18 protein-coding genes are annotated in these 16,175 nt (G+C 75.4%); 15 read left to right on the forward strand and 3 right to left on the reverse strand.

The genetic code is table 11. The features are described 5' to 3' along the window. Positions 1-136 precede the first annotated feature (136 nt). The 7 genes from folP (at position 137) to ACIA5A_RS16620 (ending at position 4,723) form a co-directional block, all read left to right on the forward strand. Complete coding sequence (gene folP, locus ACIA5A_RS16590) at positions 137-1,024, forward strand: dihydropteroate synthase (RefSeq protein WP_396762360.1); 888 nt, start codon at positions 137-139, stop codon at positions 1,022-1,024. Continuing rightward, entirely contained in the window at positions 1,021-1,380 is a 360-nt protein-coding gene (gene folB, locus ACIA5A_RS16595; RefSeq protein WP_396762363.1) for a dihydroneopterin aldolase, read from the forward strand. The genes folP and folB overlap by 4 nt, the downstream gene beginning before the upstream one ends. Further along, positions 1,377-1,904 (forward strand): 2-amino-4-hydroxy-6-hydroxymethyldihydropteridine diphosphokinase, encoded by a 528-nt coding sequence (gene folK, locus ACIA5A_RS16600; RefSeq protein ID WP_396762366.1) that lies wholly within the window; start codon positions 1,377-1,379, stop codon positions 1,902-1,904. Before folB ends, folK begins: the two co-directional genes overlap by 4 nt. A 38-nt stretch (positions 1,905-1,942) precedes the next feature. Continuing rightward, positions 1,943-2,431 (forward strand): DUF3180 domain-containing protein, encoded by a 489-nt coding sequence (locus ACIA5A_RS16605; RefSeq protein ID WP_396762660.1) that lies wholly within the window; start codon positions 1,943-1,945, stop codon positions 2,429-2,431. Between the two features lie 118 nt (positions 2,432-2,549). Further along, the gene (locus ACIA5A_RS16610) at positions 2,550-3,785 is read left to right on the forward strand and encodes an ABC transporter permease (RefSeq protein ID WP_396762369.1); all 1,236 of its coding nucleotides are present in this window, start codon (positions 2,550-2,552) and stop codon (positions 3,783-3,785) included. 61 nt (positions 3,786-3,846) lie between these two features. Next, the gene (locus ACIA5A_RS16615) at positions 3,847-4,149 is read left to right on the forward strand and encodes a hypothetical protein (RefSeq protein ID WP_120572796.1); all 303 of its coding nucleotides are present in this window, start codon (positions 3,847-3,849) and stop codon (positions 4,147-4,149) included. An 82-nt stretch (positions 4,150-4,231) separates the two neighbouring features. Beyond that, on the forward strand, positions 4,232-4,723 hold the full coding sequence (locus tag ACIA5A_RS16620) for a hypothetical protein (protein ID WP_181570732.1): 492 nt from the start codon (positions 4,232-4,234) through the stop codon (positions 4,721-4,723). Between the two features lie 45 nt (positions 4,724-4,768). Here the strand turns inward: ACIA5A_RS16620 and ACIA5A_RS16625 are convergent, their stop codons facing one another. Beyond that, positions 4,769-5,761: an ABC transporter ATP-binding protein gene (locus ACIA5A_RS16625; RefSeq protein ID WP_396762373.1), complete on the reverse strand. Its 993-nt coding sequence runs from the start codon at positions 5,759-5,761 to the stop codon at positions 4,769-4,771. A gap of 2 nt (positions 5,762-5,763) precedes the next feature. Here ACIA5A_RS16625 and ACIA5A_RS16630 point away from each other — a divergent pair, with 2 nt between their 5' ends. From ACIA5A_RS16630 to ACIA5A_RS16645, 4 genes are all read left to right on the forward strand, one after another. Then, positions 5,764-6,450 (forward strand): ABC transporter permease, encoded by a 687-nt coding sequence (locus ACIA5A_RS16630; protein WP_396762376.1) that lies wholly within the window; start codon positions 5,764-5,766, stop codon positions 6,448-6,450. Continuing rightward, entirely contained in the window at positions 6,447-7,169 is a 723-nt protein-coding gene (locus ACIA5A_RS16635; protein ID WP_396762379.1) for an ABC transporter permease, read from the forward strand. Before ACIA5A_RS16630 ends, ACIA5A_RS16635 begins: the two co-directional genes overlap by 4 nt. Before the next feature lie 186 nt (positions 7,170-7,355). Further along, entirely contained in the window at positions 7,356-8,360 is a 1,005-nt protein-coding gene (locus ACIA5A_RS16640; protein ID WP_396762382.1) for a glycine betaine ABC transporter substrate-binding protein, read from the forward strand. Between the two features lie 132 nt (positions 8,361-8,492). Next, positions 8,493-10,397 (forward strand): hypothetical protein, encoded by a 1,905-nt coding sequence (locus ACIA5A_RS16645; RefSeq protein WP_396762385.1) that lies wholly within the window; start codon positions 8,493-8,495, stop codon positions 10,395-10,397. Positions 10,398-10,446: 49 nt separating this feature from the next. On the opposite strand, the gene ACIA5A_RS16650 is transcribed toward ACIA5A_RS16645, so the two are convergent. After that, positions 10,447-11,616, reverse strand: coding sequence for an NADH-quinone oxidoreductase subunit D (locus tag ACIA5A_RS16650; RefSeq protein ID WP_278109098.1), 1,170 nt, complete (start codon positions 11,614-11,616; stop codon positions 10,447-10,449). Beyond that, positions 11,613-12,716 carry an SAM-dependent methyltransferase gene (locus ACIA5A_RS16655; RefSeq protein ID WP_396762662.1) on the reverse strand — a complete coding sequence of 368 codons (1,104 nt, stop codon included), beginning with the start codon at positions 12,714-12,716 and terminating at the stop codon, positions 11,613-11,615. The genes ACIA5A_RS16650 and ACIA5A_RS16655 overlap by 4 nt, the downstream gene beginning before the upstream one ends. A gap of 186 nt (positions 12,717-12,902) precedes the next feature. Here ACIA5A_RS16655 and ACIA5A_RS16660 point away from each other — a divergent pair, with 186 nt between their 5' ends. From ACIA5A_RS16660 to ACIA5A_RS16675, 4 genes are all read left to right on the forward strand, one after another. Then, positions 12,903-13,838 carry a Rossmann-like and DUF2520 domain-containing protein gene (locus ACIA5A_RS16660; RefSeq protein ID WP_396762389.1) on the forward strand — a complete coding sequence of 312 codons (936 nt, stop codon included), beginning with the start codon at positions 12,903-12,905 and terminating at the stop codon, positions 13,836-13,838. Then, a complete protein-coding gene (gene panC, locus ACIA5A_RS16665; protein ID WP_396762392.1) occupies positions 13,832-14,680 on the forward strand; it encodes a pantoate--beta-alanine ligase in 849 nt (282 codons plus the stop codon). The genes ACIA5A_RS16660 and panC overlap by 7 nt, the downstream gene beginning before the upstream one ends. Before the next feature lie 33 nt (positions 14,681-14,713). Then, entirely contained in the window at positions 14,714-15,142 is a 429-nt protein-coding gene (panD, locus tag ACIA5A_RS16670; RefSeq protein WP_396762395.1) for an aspartate 1-decarboxylase, read from the forward strand. A 93-nt stretch (positions 15,143-15,235) separates the two neighbouring features. Beyond that, positions 15,236-16,129 (forward strand): septum formation family protein, encoded by an 894-nt coding sequence (locus tag ACIA5A_RS16675; RefSeq protein ID WP_396762398.1) that lies wholly within the window; start codon positions 15,236-15,238, stop codon positions 16,127-16,129. Positions 16,130-16,175: the final 46 nt, after the last annotated feature.

The raw sequence follows: 16,175 nt of genomic DNA on the forward strand, positions 1-16,175 counted from the left end.
ACAAGCCGCGAAGAGTTGACCCGCTTCGACCCGGACGACCGATCGTACACCTGTTCTAACGCGCACGTCAGGCCGGTCGGATCCGGCGCGCGCCCGGTGGCCGGAAGCCCTGTCGGCGAACGGTACTGTCGGGTCCGTGACCGATCTGGTACGAGCGGACGCCCCGGTGGTGATGGGCGTCCTCAACGTCACCCCCGACTCCTTCTCCGACGGCGGCAGATACGCCGATCTGGCCGCCGCCGTCGCACACGGGGTGCGACTCCGCGCGGCCGGGGCGGACCTCGTCGACGTCGGCGGCGAGTCCACCCGCCCCGGCGCCGACCGGATCGACGCGGAGACCGAGATCGCCCGGGTGCTGCCGGTGATCCGCGAGCTGAGCGCCGCCGGCATCCCGGTCAGCATCGACACCAGCCGGGCCCGGGTCGCCGAGACCGCGCTCGCCGGGGGCGCGGCCGTGGTGAACGACGTCTCCGGCGGGCTCGCCGACCCGGACATGGCCCGGGTGGTCCGCGACGCCGGCTGCCCCTGGGTGCTGATGCACTGGCGCGGGCACTCCCGGCAGATGCGCGACCTGGCCACGTACACCGACGTGGTGGCCGACGTCCGGGCCGAGCTGGGGCAGCGGGTCGACGCGGCGCTCGCCGCCGGCGTCGCCGCCGACCGGATCATCGTCGACCCGGGGCTCGGCTTCGCCAAGACCGCGGCGCACAACTGGGAACTCAGCGCCCGCCTGCCCGAGCTGGTCGACCTCGGCTTCCCGCTGCTGTTCGGGTCCAGCCGCAAGTCCTACCTGGGCCGGCTGCTCGCCGACCCGGCCGGCGTGCCCCGCCCAACCGCCGAGCGGGAGGCCGCGACGGTGGCGACGAGCGTGCTGGCGGTGGCGGCCGGCGCCTGGGGGGTGCGCGTGCACGACGTCCGCGCCACCGCGGACGCGCTCGCCGTCTGGCGGGCCACCGGCAGTCCCCGTCTGGCGGCCGGGGCGCGGGCCGGCGCGACCGCCGGCGGGATCGGAGGGGACCGGTGACCGACCGGATCGAGCTGACCGGCCTGCGCGCGCACGGCCGGCACGGCGTCTACGACTTCGAGCGCGCCCAGGGGCAGGAGTTCGTGGTCGACGCGGTGCTCGAACTCGACCTGGCCCCGGCCGCCCGCTCCGACGAGGTGACCGACACCGTGCACTACGGCGAGCTGGCCGAGCGGCTGGTCGCGGTCGTCACCGGCGAACCGGTGAACCTGATCGAGACGCTCGCCGACCGGCTGCTGGCGGTCTGCCTGGCCGAGCCCCGGGTCGCCGCCGCGACGGTGACCGTGCACAAGCCGGAGGCCCCGATCCCGCACGCCTTCCGGGACGTGGCCGTCACCATGCGGCGTACCCGGTGACCCGGGCCGTGCTGTCGATCGGCAGCAACCTCGGCGACCGCCTCGACCACCTGCGCGGCGCGGTGGCCGCCCTCGGCGACGCCGTGGTGCTGGTCTCCGGCGTCTACGAGACTCCACCGTGGGGAGACGCGGCGCAGCCCGCGTACCTGAACGCGGCGGTGATGGTCGTCGACCCGGCGGCCGCGCCGGGCGACTGGCTGGCGCGGGCCCGGGCCGCGGAGGCGGCGGCCGGGCGGACCCGCGACCCGGCCCGGCGGTACGGGCCGCGCACGCTGGACGTGGACGTGATCGCGGTCTGGGACGCCGCCGGGCAGCCGGTGCTCGCCGACGACCCCGAGCTGACCCTCCCGCACCCGCGCGCCCACCTGCGCGCGTTCGTGCTGCGGCCGTGGATCGACATCGAACCGCACGGTCGGCTGCCCGGGCACGGCTGGTTGACCGACCTGCTCAACGCCGAGCCGCTGGCCGCGGACGCCCTGGAACTGAGCCCACGCCCCGATCTGACGCTAGAGTCGGACGCATGAGTACGGCCCGGAACCCGCAGGACCCCGACCGCTTCCGGATGGGTCCGACCCGGGTCTCCACGCTCGTGGTGGCCGGGTTGGCCGCCGCCGCGGTGGCCTGGCTGCTGATCAGCGGCTTCTACTACGACTTCGCCCCCGACCTGCCCTGGCTGCCGGTGGTCACGCTGGCCGGGCTGGCCGTGCTGGAGGGCTACGCGGCGGCCAACACCCGCAGCCGGATCGAGCGGCGGCCTGGTCGGGAGCCGGTGAACCCGCTGCTGGTCGCCCGGTTCGTCGTGCTCGCCAAGGCGTCCGCGCTGGCCGGGGCCATCTTCACCGGGTTCTACGCCGGGCTCACCGGCTGGCTGTTCGTGGAGCGCACCAACGCCGCCGTCAGCGACCGCCCGGCCGCGGTGGCCGGCCTGGTGGCCTCGCTGGCGCTGGTCACGGCCGCGCTCTGGTTGGAGCGCTCGTGCCGGGTGCCCGAGCAGGAGGACGACGAGGACCGCGAGCCGGGCGACCGGGAGACGCCGCGCGGGCGTCGCTGATCAGAGGGTTCCCCCACCCCGCGCCCGCAGGTACCGTCCCTGGCGACCGGAGAGCGACGGCCGCCGCCGGTCCGCCCGCGGCGTGGGCCGGACGCGGCCACCTGGGAGGCACGGGCCAATGGGGTACGACGAGTCGGGCCGGACGGTCCCACCGGAGACGTCGTCCGGCGTGCCCGCCGCGGTGCTGGAGAACGTCTTCGACGACCCGTCGCACGGCGAGCCCGGCCGGGACCGGATCGCGGTGCACGTGGTCTGGGAGTTCCTGCTGCTCGCCGGCCTGGTGGCGGTGACCTGGCTGCTCTGGCGGGAGGACTCCGACGCGTTGCGCGGCGGCGCGCTGAAGACGCTGCTGGTCGACGTGGCCGGGCTCGGCCTGCTCACCCTGGCCGCCGGCCTGAGCCTGCGGGCGGGCGCGGTCAACCTGGCGATCGGCCCGGTCGCGCTGGCCGCCGCGCTGCACTACGCCGAGCAGGGTGACCAGGGCGCCCGGGAGGCGCTGCTGCCGGCGCTCGCGGTGGCGGCGGTCGGCGGGTTGGCGCTCGCCCTGGTCGTGGTGGTGCTGCACGTGCCCGGCTGGGCGGCGAGCCTGGCCGCCGCGGCCGGCGTGATCGTCTGGCTGGAGCGGCGGACCGCACCGGTCACCGTCCAGGGCGACTACGACCCCCGGCGCACCGCGCTCTACCTCTTCGTCGGCTTCGCCGCGGTGGCAGTCCTCGGCGGCCTGTTCGGCGCGATCAAACCGGTGCGCCGGCTGATCGGCCGGTTCCGTCCGGTCGCCGACCCGGCCCGCCGGCGCGGCGCGGTGGCCGCCACGGTGACCGCGCTCGCGATCGTCGCCTCCACGGTGCTCGCCATGTTCGGCGGGATGCTGATCGCCGCGAACGGCGACGGCACGGTCACCCCGGGCACCGGCCTGGACTGGTCGGTGCTGGCGGTCGGCACGGTGCTGCTCGGCGGCACCAGCGCGTACGGCCGGCGCGGCGGCATCTTCGGCGCGCTGCTCTCGGTCTGCCTGGTGGTGGTGTTCCTGGCCTGGACCGTGGCGCACGACTGGACGGTCAGCCGGTGGGCGGTCGGCGGGGCCGCCCTCGGCGCCGGGCTGCTGGTCACCCGGCTGGTGGAGACGTTCGGGCGGCCCCGCCCCGCGCCGCCCGGTCCGGGCGCGTCCGGCCCGCTGCGGCCGACCGGCGACGGCACGCTCAGCAGCGGTTGGGCGATGACGCCGGCGCCCGAGCCGACCGACACCTGGCCGTCGGTGCTGCCGGTACGCGGCGACACCGACACGCCTGTCGACGCGTGGGAGGCGCCGCGCTGGGAGAGCGAGCCGCGCCGCTGGGACGCCGACGGCCGCTGACGCCGCCGGTGGCGTCGCGTCCGGCGGGCCGGAGCTGATCTCGTTGGTTAGGCTCGGCGGCATGACGGAGACTCCTGCCCCCGGCGGCCGTACCTTCGACGAGCTCGACAAGCTCTCCACCGAGGAGCTGCGCGAGCAGGCGTTCCACCTGGCCCGGGAGCGTCGCGACGTGGGGTTCTTCTGGTCGGTGCTGCGGCACCTGCCGAACGCCGACGAGGCCGCCGCCCTGGACGGGGCGCCGAACTCGGTCGGGCCGACCATCGACGAGGCCAACGCGCTGTGGCGTGAGCTGACCGGGCACGGCTACGAGGAGTCCGCGCCGCTGCTGCGCGCCGCCTTCATCGACTACCTGATGAAGCACTGACCCGATGGCCGTCCGCCGGCCGGCGGCGGCTGCGCGGTGGGGCAGGTTTGCCCGGCGCGGCGGCCCGGGAACTGATCGTGCCATGGCCCTCACCAACCGCCCCCGCACCGTCTCCCGGTACGGCACGGCCGCCGGCACCGGCACGCTCGCCGCGTTCCTGCTCGTCGCGGTCGGTGGCAGCCCGATGTACGTGGGCTGGGCGCAGGGCCACACCGACCCGACCGGCGCCGGCGGGTGGTTCCTGCGGCTGCTGGCCTGGCCGGCCTGGCGGTGGCACGCGGACGAGGGGCTGTTCACCGCCAACCTCCGGGCGATCCTGCTGATCGTGGCGGCCGCGGCGCTGCTCTACCTGCTGCCCGGCCCGCAGGTGGACCGGGTGGCCGCCTCGGGCAGCCAGTTCCTCTCCGGCTGGGGCGCGTACGCCCTGGCCGCCGGCATCGCCGCGTTGCTCGCCACGCTCCTCGGGCCGGGCGGCACGCTCTACGCCGCCTTCCAGGCCGCGAGCGCCGGCGTCACGTACGGCTTCTTCGCCGGCTGGATCGTCGGCCTGGCCAGCCTGGGTGGCCGCGCCTGACCGGGCCGGACGGTCGGCCCGGCCCGGCCCCGGGCGGGGCCGGTCTCAGTCCACCGCGCCCAGGGTCAGCACCCGGGTGCGGGTCAGCAGCCCGACCGGGCGGCCCTCCTCGGTGACCACCGCCTGCTCGGCACCGGAGGTGAGCAGCGCGCCCAGCGCCTCGTAGGCCGAGCCGCCCAGCGCCACGGTGGGCAGCCCGGCGCCCTCGTCGGCCGGGAGCGGGTCGAGCACCGCGTGGGTGACCGGGGTGACGGCGAGCCGGCGGATGCCCCGGTCGGCGCCGACGAACTCGCGGACGAACGCCGAGGCGGGCGAGCCGAGCAGCGCGGCCGGGGTGTCGTACTGCTCCAGCACGCCGCCCTCGGACAGCACCGCGATGCGGTCGCCCAGCCGGACCGCCTCGTCGAGGTCGTGGGTGACCAGCACGATGGTCTTGCGGACCTCGGCCTGCAACCGGAGGAACTCCTCCTGCAACCGGGTCCGGACGATCGGGTCGACGGCCGAGAACGGCTCGTCCATCAGCAGCACCACCGGGTCGGCGGCGAGCGCCCGGGCGACGCCCACCCGCTGCCGCTGGCCGCCGGAGAGCTCGTGCGGGTAGCGCCTGCCGAACTGCGCCGGGTCGAGGCCGACCAGCTCCAGCAACTCCCCGACCCGGTTGCGGGTGCGGTCCCGGGACCAGCCCAGCAGCCCCGGCACGGTGGCCACGTTGGCGGCCACGGTCTGGTGCGGGAACAGGCCGACGTTCTGGATCACGTAGCCGATCCGGCGGCGCAGCGTCACCGGGTCGACCCGGGTGACGTCGTCGTCGCCGAGCAGGATCCGCCCGTCCGTCGGCTCGATCAACCGGTTGATCATCCGCAGCACGGTGGACTTGCCGCAGCCGGACGGGCCGATCAGCACCACCAGCTCGCCGGCCTTGACCTCAAGGCTCAGCTCGCGGACCGCCTCGGTGCCGTCCGGGTAGCGCTTGCGGATGCGCTCCAACGTGATCGAGGCGGCGCCGTGACCGGCGGTGGTCTCCGGGGTAACGTCCACGTGTGTTCCTCCACCTGAGCTACCGGGCCGCCCCGGGTAATCCGTGGTTCTCCTGGCAGTACGTGCGGGACAACTCTGACAGCATCCTCGCCGCGCTGCGCGAGCACACCTGGCTGACCGCCCGGGCGGTGGTGATCGCCGCGCTGGTGGCGCTCCCGCTCGCGGTGGCAGCGTACTGGTTCCGGTCGCTTGCCGCGTCCATCCTGGCGCTGACCGGGGTGCTCTACACGATCCCGTCGCTGGCGCTGTTCGCCTTCCTCGCCCCCTATCTCGGCATCGGCGCGGCGACGGTGCTCACCGTGGTGGCGCTCTACGCGCTGCTGGTCATCGTGCGCAACACGCTGGCCGGGCTGAACCAGGTGCCGCCGGAGGTGCGGGAGGCCGCCGAGGGCATGGGCTACGGCCGGTGGGGCCGGCTGTTCCGGATCGAGCTGCCGCTGGCGCTGCCCGGCATCCTCACCGGCGTCCGGCTGGCGACGGTGTCCACGGTCGCGCTGGTCACGGTGGGGGTGGTGGTCGGCCGGGGCGGCCTCGGGCAGCTCATCTTCGCCGGCTTCCAGAACAACTTCTACAAGGCGCAGATCATGACCGGCACGGTGCTCTGCGTGTTGCTGGCCCTGGTGCTCGACCTGATCCTGGCCGGGGTGGGTCGGCTGCTCACCCCCTGGCTGCGCGGGAGAACCTCATGAACCCGGTGCAGGCGGCGTGGATCTGGCTGAACGACCCGCTCAACTGGACCAACCCGGGCGGGGTGCTGGACCGGCTCGGTGAGCACCTGAGCATGTCCGCCCTGGCGGTGCTGCTCGGCTGCCTGGTGGCCTGGCCGGTCGGTCTCTGGCTCGGGCACAGCGGCCGGGGCGGCGGGCTGGTGCTGCTGGTCTCCAACGTGACCCTGGCGATCCCGACCCTGGCCCTGCTCACCATCCTGCCGCTGACCTTCCTCGGGTTCGGCCGGACGTCCGTGGTGGTGGCGCTCGCGGTGTTCGCGGTGCCGCCGCTGCTGGCGAACGCGTACACCGGGGTGCGGCAGGCCGATGCGGAGGCCCGGGACGCCGCGCGCGGGATGGGCCTGTCCGGCGGTCAGGTGCTGCGCCGGGTGGAGCTGCCGCTCGCGGTGCCCTACCTGGCGGCCGGGTTCCGGACCGCGTCCGTGCAGGTCGTGGCGACCGCCGCGCTGGCGTCCTTCGTGAACGGCGGCGGGCTGGGGCAGATCATCCGGGCCGGCTTCGGCCTGGACATCGCCGCCGGCGGCGGTCAGATCATCGCCGGCGGCGTGCTGGTGGCCGGGTTGGCGATGCTTGTCGAGGCGGTGCTCGCGGTGGTGGAGCGGTTGGTGACGCCGCGTCCGCTGCGCCGGGTCCGGCGGCGGGCGAACCGCCGCGCCGAGGCGGCCACCGCCGGCGGCTGACCCGGCCCGACCCCCGGGGTGAGTGCCGGGTCACCGTCCGGGTGACGATCGGATGACGAAAACCGCTCCGAATTTGTCGGTCGGCTCCGGAAGATGTTGGGTGAAGTCGCGGGCGGCGTTCGGATCGCCCGTCGGACACGCGGCCGGCCCGAAGGGGTCGCGCCGGGACACGGAAGGCGGGCAGTGATGCGCGCACGTTCACGGCTGGCCGCGGGGGCCTTCGGGGCCCTCGTCGCGGCGAGCCTCCTCACCGGTTGCGGCGACGCCGGTTCGTCCGGCACCGACGCCCCCGAGGCGGGTGCCTCGGGCGCCGGCTGCGCCCCGGTGGCGGGTGACCAGCTTGTCGTCCTCACCGACGACAAGAAGCTCCAGAACACCGACAACGTCCTGCCCGCGATCAACGCGAAGGCGGCCACCCCGCCGCTGGTCGCCGCGCTCGACAAGGTCTCCGCGAAGCTCGACACGCCGAAGCTGATCCAGCTCAACCGGGCGGTCGACGTCGACCGCAAGACCCCGCAGGTGGCGGCGCAGGAGTTCGCCGGCGCCAACGGCGTGACCGACGGGATCGAGAAGGGCCCGGGCGGCCAGGTGACCGTCGGCGCGGGCAACTTCAGCGAGAGCCAGACCGTCGCCGAGCTCTACAAGATCGCGCTCACCGCCGCCGGCTACCAGGTCAAGGTGCAGACGATCGGCAACCGGGAGCTCTACGAGCCGGCCCTGGAGAAGGGGCAGATCCAGGTCGTCCCGGAATACGCCGCCACGATGGCCGAGTTCCTCAACACCAAGGCCAACGGCAAGGACGCCCAGCCGGTCTCCTCGCCCGAGCTGGACAAGACGGTCTCGGCGCTCAAGACCCAGGGCGACAAGGCCGGCCTGGTGTTCGGCCAGCCGTCCCAGGCGCAGGACCAGAACGCGTTCGCGGCCACCAAGGCCTTCGCCGACAAGTACGGCGTGTCGACCCTCTCCGACCTGGCCGCGAAGTGCTCCGGCCAGGCCACCGTGCTGGCCGGCCCGCCGGAGTGCCCGCAGCGGCCGAAGTGCCAGGCCGGTCTCGTCCAGGTCTACGACTTCAAGGCCGGCTCGTTCAGTTCGCTGGACGCGGGCGGCCCGCAGACCAAGAATGCGCTGAAGACCGGTTCCGCAAGCGTCGGCCTGGTCTTCTCCTCCGACGCCGCGCTCGCCACGAGCTGATCCACCGCCGCCGGCCGGTCACGTCGACCGGCCGGCGGCGTCCCACCCGGGTGGCAGCACGCTCAGCGGTCCGTGCACCCGGCCGCGCCGACCCGTTCCCCTCCGGTGGAACTCTCGGTACTGTGCGATCCCATGCCAGCCTCGGTCTCCCTCGCCGACAAGCGCACCCCGACGCTGCTGACCGTCCTGTTCTGGATCGGTGTGGGTCTGGCGCCCCTGGCGGCGCTGATCCTGCTGGTCGCGGACGGCAACGGCACGCTCCGGTTCGGTGCTGTGCTCGCGATCCTCGCCGTCGTGCTGATCGGCCTCTCCATCGCGTTGCGGGCCGAGCCCGGCGGTGTCGGCGTGGAGGAGTTGCGCGAGGAGCTTGAACAGCTCCGCCGGGAGTTGCGGGCCGAGATCGTGGCCGCCGCCCAGCGCGGCAACCAGGCCCTCGACCAGGCGCGCCGGGCGGAGGAAGCGGCAGGCGCGGTCCGCCACCGGCTCGACGCGGCGGCCGCGGGGCTGGCCGCCGCGCCCGTGGAGGAGCGGCCGGGCGGCCGGGCCCGGGTGCCGGCCGCCGGCGCGTACGAGGCGGGTCGGGCCCACCACGACGAGGACGAACCCGGCGGTCGCTACGGCGTCGACGAGCGGGCCGAGCCGTCCCGGGCGGGCCGCCACGACGTCGAGCGGACCGGGTCCGACACGTACCCGGCCGAGGGCCGGGCTCGCCCCGAGCCGCCCGCCGCCGGCCGCGACAGGGAGCGCCAGGGGTTCGGCGGTCAGGGCGCCGACGTGACCCGACCGGGCGCCCGACGGGCGGAGTTCGACGGGCGCGACGCGGAGCCGGCCCGATCCGGCGGACGCGGGCCGGAGCGCGGCTCGGCCGGCGTGTACGGGGCGGCGCGGGTGCCGCAGCCGGGGGACCGGTCGGACTCCCGCCCGGTCGGCGTGGTCCACCACACCGAGACGGTGCACGTCACCACGCGGCACACCATCGTGGGTGGCGGCGACCATTCCGGTTCCCGGTACGGCGGGTTCGCCGGCCGGTGGTCACCGGAGGCGGACCGGGAGCGCGGCGCCGGACCGGGCGAGTACCGCGGCGCGGGCCGGGAGGACCAGCCACGCGGCGGCGAGGACGTGGACGGCTGGCCGGGGAGCCTGCGGGCCGGCGACGGGAACGGCTGGACCGGCGACCGGACCGGACCGGCCACCGACGGAAACGGGTGGACCGGCGACGCGGCCGGGTGGACCGGCGACGGTTCCGGCCGGGCCGGCGGCGAGCATCCCTGGGCGAGCGTCGGCAGGTCCGCCGGCGGTGGGCGGGGCTGGACGTCGCGGGCCGGCGACGACGACCGGGACCGGCCGACGGACGAACCGCCACCGGTACCGGAGTGGCCGCGGGCCGAGCGGTACGGGCCGACGCCGACGCCGGACCGGTACGGCCGCGCCGAGCCTGTCGATCGTCCCGGCCGGTCGACGCCCTCCGGGTCGGACGGCGAGGACTGGTCGGAGCTGCGCGCCGGCAACAGGTGGGCGGCGGTCCGCGACGACGGTCAGGGGCGGGAACTCCGGGTCGGTGAGCGACGGGCCGCGGTGCACGCCGACGGCGGCGGCACCGAGTACCGGATCGAGGACCGTTGGGCCGCGGTACGCGCCGCGCCCGGCGAGTACGGCACCCCGTCCCGCTCCGACCCCGATGCGTCGTACGACGGCTCGGGCTCGTCGTGGCCGGACCCGGACCACGAGGAGTCCGGCTGGGCGCCGGAGGGCCGACCGGCGCTGCCGGCGGGCGGGGTGCCGGTGCCGCACGAGTGGCGCCCGCCGACCCAGCGCAGCGGCCAGCCGGAGTGGCGTCAGGTCGAGCCGGAGTGGCGGCGACCGGACTCGGAACGGCGGCGACCGGAGGTGAAGTGGCAGCCCGAGCCGGAGTGGCGACAGCCCGAACCGGCGTGGCGGCAGCCCGAACCGGAACGGCGACAGCCCGAGCCGCAGTGGCACCGGCCGGAGCCGGGCGGTTACGGCCCGCCGCCCCGGGACACCGACCGCTGGCGCTGACCGCCGGCCCGGTGCCACCGGGCCGGGGCCGGCAGCCGCCGGGACGGCGTCACTTGTCGATGTCGCCGACCACGAAGAACATCGAGCCGAGGATGGCGATCAGGTCCGGCACCAGGCACCCGGGGAGCAGCGTCGACAGCGCCTGCACGTTCGCGTACGAGGCGGTGCGCAGCTTGAGCCGCCACGGCGTCTTCTCGCCCCGTGACACGAGGTAGTAGCCGTTGATGCCGAGCGGGTTCTCGGTCCAGGCGTACGTGTGCCCCTCGGGCGCCTTGACCACCTTGGGCAGCCGGGTGTTCACCGGACCGGAGATGCGGTCCACCCGGTCCAGGCACTGCTCGGCGAGGTCGAGCGACGCGTACACCTGGTCGAGCAGCACCTCGAACCGGGCGTGGCAGTCCCCGGCGGTCTTCGTCACCACCGGCACGTCGAGCTGGTCGTAGGCCAGGTAGGGCTCGTCCCGGCGCAGGTCCAGGTCGAGCCCGGAGGCCCGGCCGACCGGCCCGGACGCGCCGAACGCGGCGGCGTCGGCGGCGGAGAGCACGCCGACGCCGACGGTGCGGGCCAGGAAGATCTCGTTGCGCCGGATCAGGTGGTCCAGGTCGGGCATGCGCCGGCGTACCTCGCCGATGGCGGCGCGGGCGCGCCCGGTCCAGCCGGCCGGCACCTCCTCCTTGAGGCCGCCGACCCGGTTGAACATGTAGTGGATCCGGCCGCCGGAGACCTCCTCCATCACCGCCTGGATGGTCTCCCGTTCCCGGAACGCGTAGAACATCGGCGTGATCGCGCCGATCTCCAGCGGATAGGAGCCGAGGAACATCAGGTGGTTGAGCACGCGGTTCAGCTCGGCCAGCGCCATCCGCAGCCAGGTGGCGCGCTCGGGCACCTCCATGCCCATCAGCCGTTCGACCGCGAGCACCACGCCCAGCTCGTTGGAGAACGCGGAGAGCCAGTCGTGCCGGTTGGCGAGCACGATGATCTGCCGGTAGTCGCGTACCTCGAAGAGCTTCTCCGCGCCCCGGTGCATGTAGCCGACGATCGGCTCGGCGGCGACCACCCGCTCCCCGTCGAGCACCAGGCGCAGCCGCAGCACGCCGTGCGTGGACGGGTGCTGCGGTCCGATGTTGAGCACCATGTCGGTGCCGAGCTGCTCACCGCCGGCCCCGGTGCCGACGGTCAGCTCGCGGAGGTCGCCGGCGTCCGTGGTCATGCCCGTCATCGTGCCATGGTCGCCTCGGGCGCAACGCCGACCGGCTGGCGCAGCCACAGGTGCCCGCCGAGGCCGGCCGGGTCGGTCAGCTCGGCCACCGCCGACGCGGCGGCCAGCGCCCGCAGGTAGCCGGCCGGGTCCCGGGAGGCCAGGCTCAGCGGCGGTCGCCCACCGTCGGCCCCGAGCGCCCGCAGCGCCTCCCGCTGCGAGACCAGGGTGTACGCGCACCGCGCGACCCGCTCACCGGCGGAGGCGACCGAGTCCATGGCGACGTGCGCGGTCACGTCGCAGGACCCGTCCGGCACCGGCGGGACCTGCCGCCCGCCCCGGTACCCGGTCAACGTCCCGTCCACCGGCCGGGAGTCCCGCAGGTGCCCGTAGTCCACGGCCAACGCCAGCCCCCGCTCGATCCGCCCCACCGCCCCCGCCCACGCCTCGTCCCGTCCCCGCCCGATCTCCACCCGCCCCCACCCGTCGCCCCACCGGCCGTCCCACCCACCCGGCTGCCCGTCCGCCGGGCCGTGCCCCCCGTCGTCGATCAAGGAGTTTGCGTCGTCGTCCGGGACCCCGCCCGACGCGAACTCCTTGGTCACCGGGGACGGGTGGGGCGGCAGGGGCCACCAGGTGGTCAGCCAGGCGACGTCGGCGGGGGAGAGTGGGGGGCCGGGGGCCTCCTCGCCGGAGGTGGGGTCGACCATGACGTGGCGCCAGCCGTCGCCGGTGTGGGTGGCGACGTCCAGGGGGACGTTGTCCAGCCACTCGGTGGCCAGCAGCAGGCCGGTGATCCGCTCCGGGATCTCGTCCTGCCAGTCGATCTCCGGCGGCAGGTCGTCGGGGCGGGTGGCCCGTTCCACCGCGACCGGACGGATCCGGGCGGCCAGCTCGGGGGCGGCGTGCGCCAGCAGCGCCCGGAGCAGTTCGCCCCGGCCGGCGCCCACGTCGACCACGTCCAGCTCGTCCGGCCGCCCCAGCGCCTCGTCCAGCACGGCGAGCTGCCGCGCCACGGCGGCGGCGAACGCCGGTGAGGCGTGCACGCTGGTGCGGAAGTGGGCGGCGGGGCCGGCGCCGGCGACGAAGAAGCCACCCGGCCCGTAGAGCGCCCGCTCCATCGCGTCGCGCCAGCGCAGACAGGCGTCACCTGAGGTCACCCGCCGACCCTAAGCCGCCCCGGCGCGCCACCGGAGCGGACGGCTCGTGCGGCCGGTGAAGGTTTTCACACCTTCTTGTTCCCGGTCTGTCACCCGGGCGCATACTTGCCATCGACCGGTACCCCCTTCGAGGACTGGATCGCTGCCATGAGCGCACCGCTGCGCCCGCGGGCCCTCCGCGCCCCGCTCGCCTTCCCCCGTACCCTCACCGTCGGTGTGCTCGGCGCCGGCCGGGTCGGCGCCGTGCTCGGCGCGGCCCTCGCCGCCGCCGGTCACCGGGTGGTCGCCGCGTCCGGTTCGTCCGGCGCCTCGCGGGCCCGGTCGGCGCTGCTGCTTCCGCAGACCCCGCACCGCTCCGCGCCCGCCGTGGCGCGCGCCGCCACCGACCTGCTGATCGTGGCAGTGCCCGACGACGCCCTGGCCGCGGTGGTCGCCGACCTGGCGGCCGGCGGCGCGCTCCGCCCCGGGCAGGTGGTGGCGCACACCTCCGGCGCGCACGGTCTGGCCGTGCTGGCCCCGGCCGTCGCGGCCGGCGCCCGGCCGCTCGCGTTGCACCCCGCGATGACCTTCACCGGTACGCCGGACGACCTGTCCCGCCTGGCCGGCGCCTCCTACGGGGTGACCACCCCGGCCGAGCTGCGCCCGTTCGCGGCCCGGCTGGTGGCCGACCTGGGCGGGGTGCCCGAGTGGGTGGGCGAGGCCGAGCGGCCGCTCTACCACGCGGCGCTGGCGCACGGCGCCAACCACCTGGTGACACTGGTCAACGACGCGGCCGACCGGCTGCGCGACGCCGGGGTGGACCGGCCGGAGAAGGTGCTCGCCCCGCTGCTGCGGGCCGCCCTGGAGAACGCGCTGCGTCTCGGCGACGACGCGTTGACCGGCCCGGTCTCCCGGGGCGACGCGGGCACCGTACGCCGGCACCTGGACCGGCTGTCCGCGACCGCGCCGGAATCCGTACCGGCCTACCTGGCGTTGGCCCGACGGACGGCGGACCGTGCCGTCGCGGCGGGCCGGCTGCGCCCGGCGGACGCGGCGCCGCTGTTCGACGTGCTGGACGGGATGGAGGTGGCTTCCTCGTGGTGACCGTGGTGCACACGCGCAAGGAGTTGGCGGCGGCCCGGGACGGGCTGACCGGCAGGGTCGGCGTGGTGATGACCATGGGCGCGCTGCACGACGGGCACGAGACGCTGCTGCGGGCCGCCCGGGAGCGGGCCGACCACGTGCTGGTGACCGTGTTCGTGAACCCGCTCCAGTTCGGCCCGAACGAGGACTTCGACCGCTACCCGCGCACGCTCGACGCCGACCTGGAGATCTGCCGCCGGGCCGGGGTGGACGTGGTCTTCGCGCCACCGGTCAGCGAGATGTATCCGCAGGGGCAGCCGACGGTGCGGCTGAACCCGGGACCGCTCGGCGAGGACCTGGAGGGCCTGAGCCGGCCCGGCTTCTTCCACGGGGTGCTCACCGTGGTCATGAAGCTGCTCCAGCTCACCCGCCCCGACCTGGCCTTCTTCGGCGAGAAGGACTACCAGCAGCTCACCCTGGTCCGGCGGATGGTCCGCGACCTCGACGTGCCGACCGAGATCGTCGGCGTGCCGACCGTCCGGGAGCCGGACGGGCTGGCCCTGTCCAGCCGCAACCGCTACCTGTCCGCCGAACAGCGGCGGGCCGCGCTCAGCCTCTCCGCCGCGCTGCGCGCCGGCGCCGAGGCGGCCGGGCGGGGCGAGGACGCGGGGGCGGTGCTGGCCGCGGCGCACGGAGCCTTCGACCCGGGTACGCCGGACGCCCGCCTGGACTACCTGGTGCTCACCGACACCGATCTGGAGCCCGGCCCGGTCACCGGTTCCGCCCGGCTGCTGATCGCGGCCTGGGTCGGCGCCACCCGCCTGATCGACAACACGGCGATCCACCTCGCGCCGCGTCCCTGACCCCACCACCACGAATCGCGGAAAGGCACCCCGATGCTCCGGACCATGCTCAAGTCGAAGATCCACCGTGCCACGGTGACCCAGGCCGACCTGCACTACGTCGGCTCGGTGACGGTGGACGAGGATCTGCTCGACGCGGCGGACCTGCTCCCCGGTGAGCAGGTCGCGATCGTGGACATCACCAACGGCGCCCGCCTGGAGACGTACGTGATCCCGGGTCGGCGGGGCAGCGGCGTGATCGGCATCAACGGCGCCGCCGCGCACCTGGTGCACCCCGGTGACCTGGTCATCCTCATCTCGTACGGGCAGATGGACGACGCCGAGGCGCGCACCTGGCAGCCGCGGGTGGTGCACGTCGACGCCGACAACCGCGTCGTCGACCTCACCGCCGACCCGACGACTGCCGCCCCCGGCACCGCCGGCGACCCCGTCCCCAACCCCCTGGCCGCCTCCCTCTCCTGACCCGTCGCGAGCGCGGTCTGTCACCGGAAGGTCATTTTCGGCTACCCTGGGCGCACCGTCGGAATCGACGGTCGTCGGGCTGGGGGAGGCGCGATGGGCCGTGCGATGCGAAGCCTCGTCGCCGTCGTGCTCGCGGGCGTGCTGTCGACCGCGTGCGCCTCGACCGGCGGGCTGGACGGTGACCTCGGCGACGACTGGGCGGCCATGCCACCGGCCGGTCCGTTCACCCCGGTGGCCGGGGTCTGCCAGGTTTCCGACTTCACCCCCACCGTGGGGCTGCCGGCGTACGCGCCGGTGGGCTGCGACCTGCCGCACCGGGTCGAGACGGTGCACGTCGGCACGTTCACCGTCGACCGGCCCGCTCCGCCTGCGGTGGGCTCGCCGGAGATGCGCACCGCGTTCGGCGAGTGCGACACCCGGGCCCGGGGCTACGTGGGCGACGACTGGCGGGCCGGGCGGCTCCGGCTGGCCGTGGCGGTGCCCACCGGCACCGGCTGGACGGCCGGCTCCCGGTGGTACCGGTGCGACCTGACCGAGCTGAACACGGTCGAGGCGGCGGCCGTGGTGGTGACCCGCACCGGCAGCCTGCGCGACGCGTTGAAGCCGCCGTCCCGGCTGCGCCTGGGCTGCCAGCGGACCGGGCAGGAACGGGGCCGGGTGCAGACGCTCACGTCGGCCGACTGTGCCGTGGCGCACGACGCCGAGTTCGCCGGCGTGTGGGTGGCGCCGGACCGCCCGTACCCGAAGAAGCCGGCGGACTGGGCGCCGCTCTACGCCGGCTGCTTCGGCGCCATCGCGCGCTTCTCCGGGGTGCCCGCCGACGGGACCCTGCGCTACCGCAGCGACGTGGTGGTCCGGCCGCCCGGCCCGGGCCGCTGGGTGGTCGGCGACCGGGGTGTCCGCTGCTACCTGTGGCTCAGCGACCGCACGGTGACCGGCTCGCTGAAGGGCGCCGGCCCGGCCCGGCTGCCGGTCCGGACGAGGTAGCCGAAACCACTCGTCCCGCCCCCGCCACCCGGGACGAGGAAGCTTC

This window comes from Micromonospora sp. NPDC051300 (assembly GCF_044455315.1).
GTDB classification, from domain to species: domain Bacteria; phylum Actinomycetota; class Actinomycetes; order Mycobacteriales; family Micromonosporaceae; genus Micromonospora; species Micromonospora robiginosa.

What these genes read in the sequence shown, in the direction of transcription:
- ACIA5A_RS16640 (WP_396762382.1), top strand. Translation starts at nt 7,356, where the DNA reads ATGCGCGCACGTTCACGGCTGGCCGCGGGGGCCTTCGGGGCCCTCGTC.
- ACIA5A_RS16650 (WP_278109098.1), bottom strand. Translation starts at nt 11,616, where the DNA reads ATGACGGGCATGACCACGGACGCCGGCGACCTCCGCGAGCTGACCGTC.
- ACIA5A_RS16655 (WP_396762662.1), bottom strand. Translation starts at nt 12,716, where the DNA reads ATGGAGCGGGCGCTCTACGGGCCGGGTGGCTTCTTCGTCGCCGGCGCC.
- panD (WP_396762395.1), top strand. Translation starts at nt 14,714, where the DNA reads ATGCTCCGGACCATGCTCAAGTCGAAGATCCACCGTGCCACGGTGACC.
- ACIA5A_RS16675 (WP_396762398.1), top strand. Translation starts at nt 15,236, where the DNA reads ATGGGCCGTGCGATGCGAAGCCTCGTCGCCGTCGTGCTCGCGGGCGTG.
- ACIA5A_RS16635 (WP_396762379.1), top strand. Translation starts at nt 6,447, where the DNA reads ATGAACCCGGTGCAGGCGGCGTGGATCTGGCTGAACGACCCGCTCAAC.
- ACIA5A_RS16615 (WP_120572796.1), top strand. Translation starts at nt 3,847, where the DNA reads ATGACGGAGACTCCTGCCCCCGGCGGCCGTACCTTCGACGAGCTCGAC.
- ACIA5A_RS16660 (WP_396762389.1), top strand. Translation starts at nt 12,903, where the DNA reads ATGAGCGCACCGCTGCGCCCGCGGGCCCTCCGCGCCCCGCTCGCCTTC.
- ACIA5A_RS16605 (WP_396762660.1), top strand. Translation starts at nt 1,943, where the DNA reads ATGGGTCCGACCCGGGTCTCCACGCTCGTGGTGGCCGGGTTGGCCGCC.
- ACIA5A_RS16645 (WP_396762385.1), top strand. Translation starts at nt 8,493, where the DNA reads ATGCCAGCCTCGGTCTCCCTCGCCGACAAGCGCACCCCGACGCTGCTG.
- ACIA5A_RS16610 (WP_396762369.1), top strand. Translation starts at nt 2,550, where the DNA reads ATGGGGTACGACGAGTCGGGCCGGACGGTCCCACCGGAGACGTCGTCC.
- ACIA5A_RS16620 (WP_181570732.1), top strand. Translation starts at nt 4,232, where the DNA reads ATGGCCCTCACCAACCGCCCCCGCACCGTCTCCCGGTACGGCACGGCC.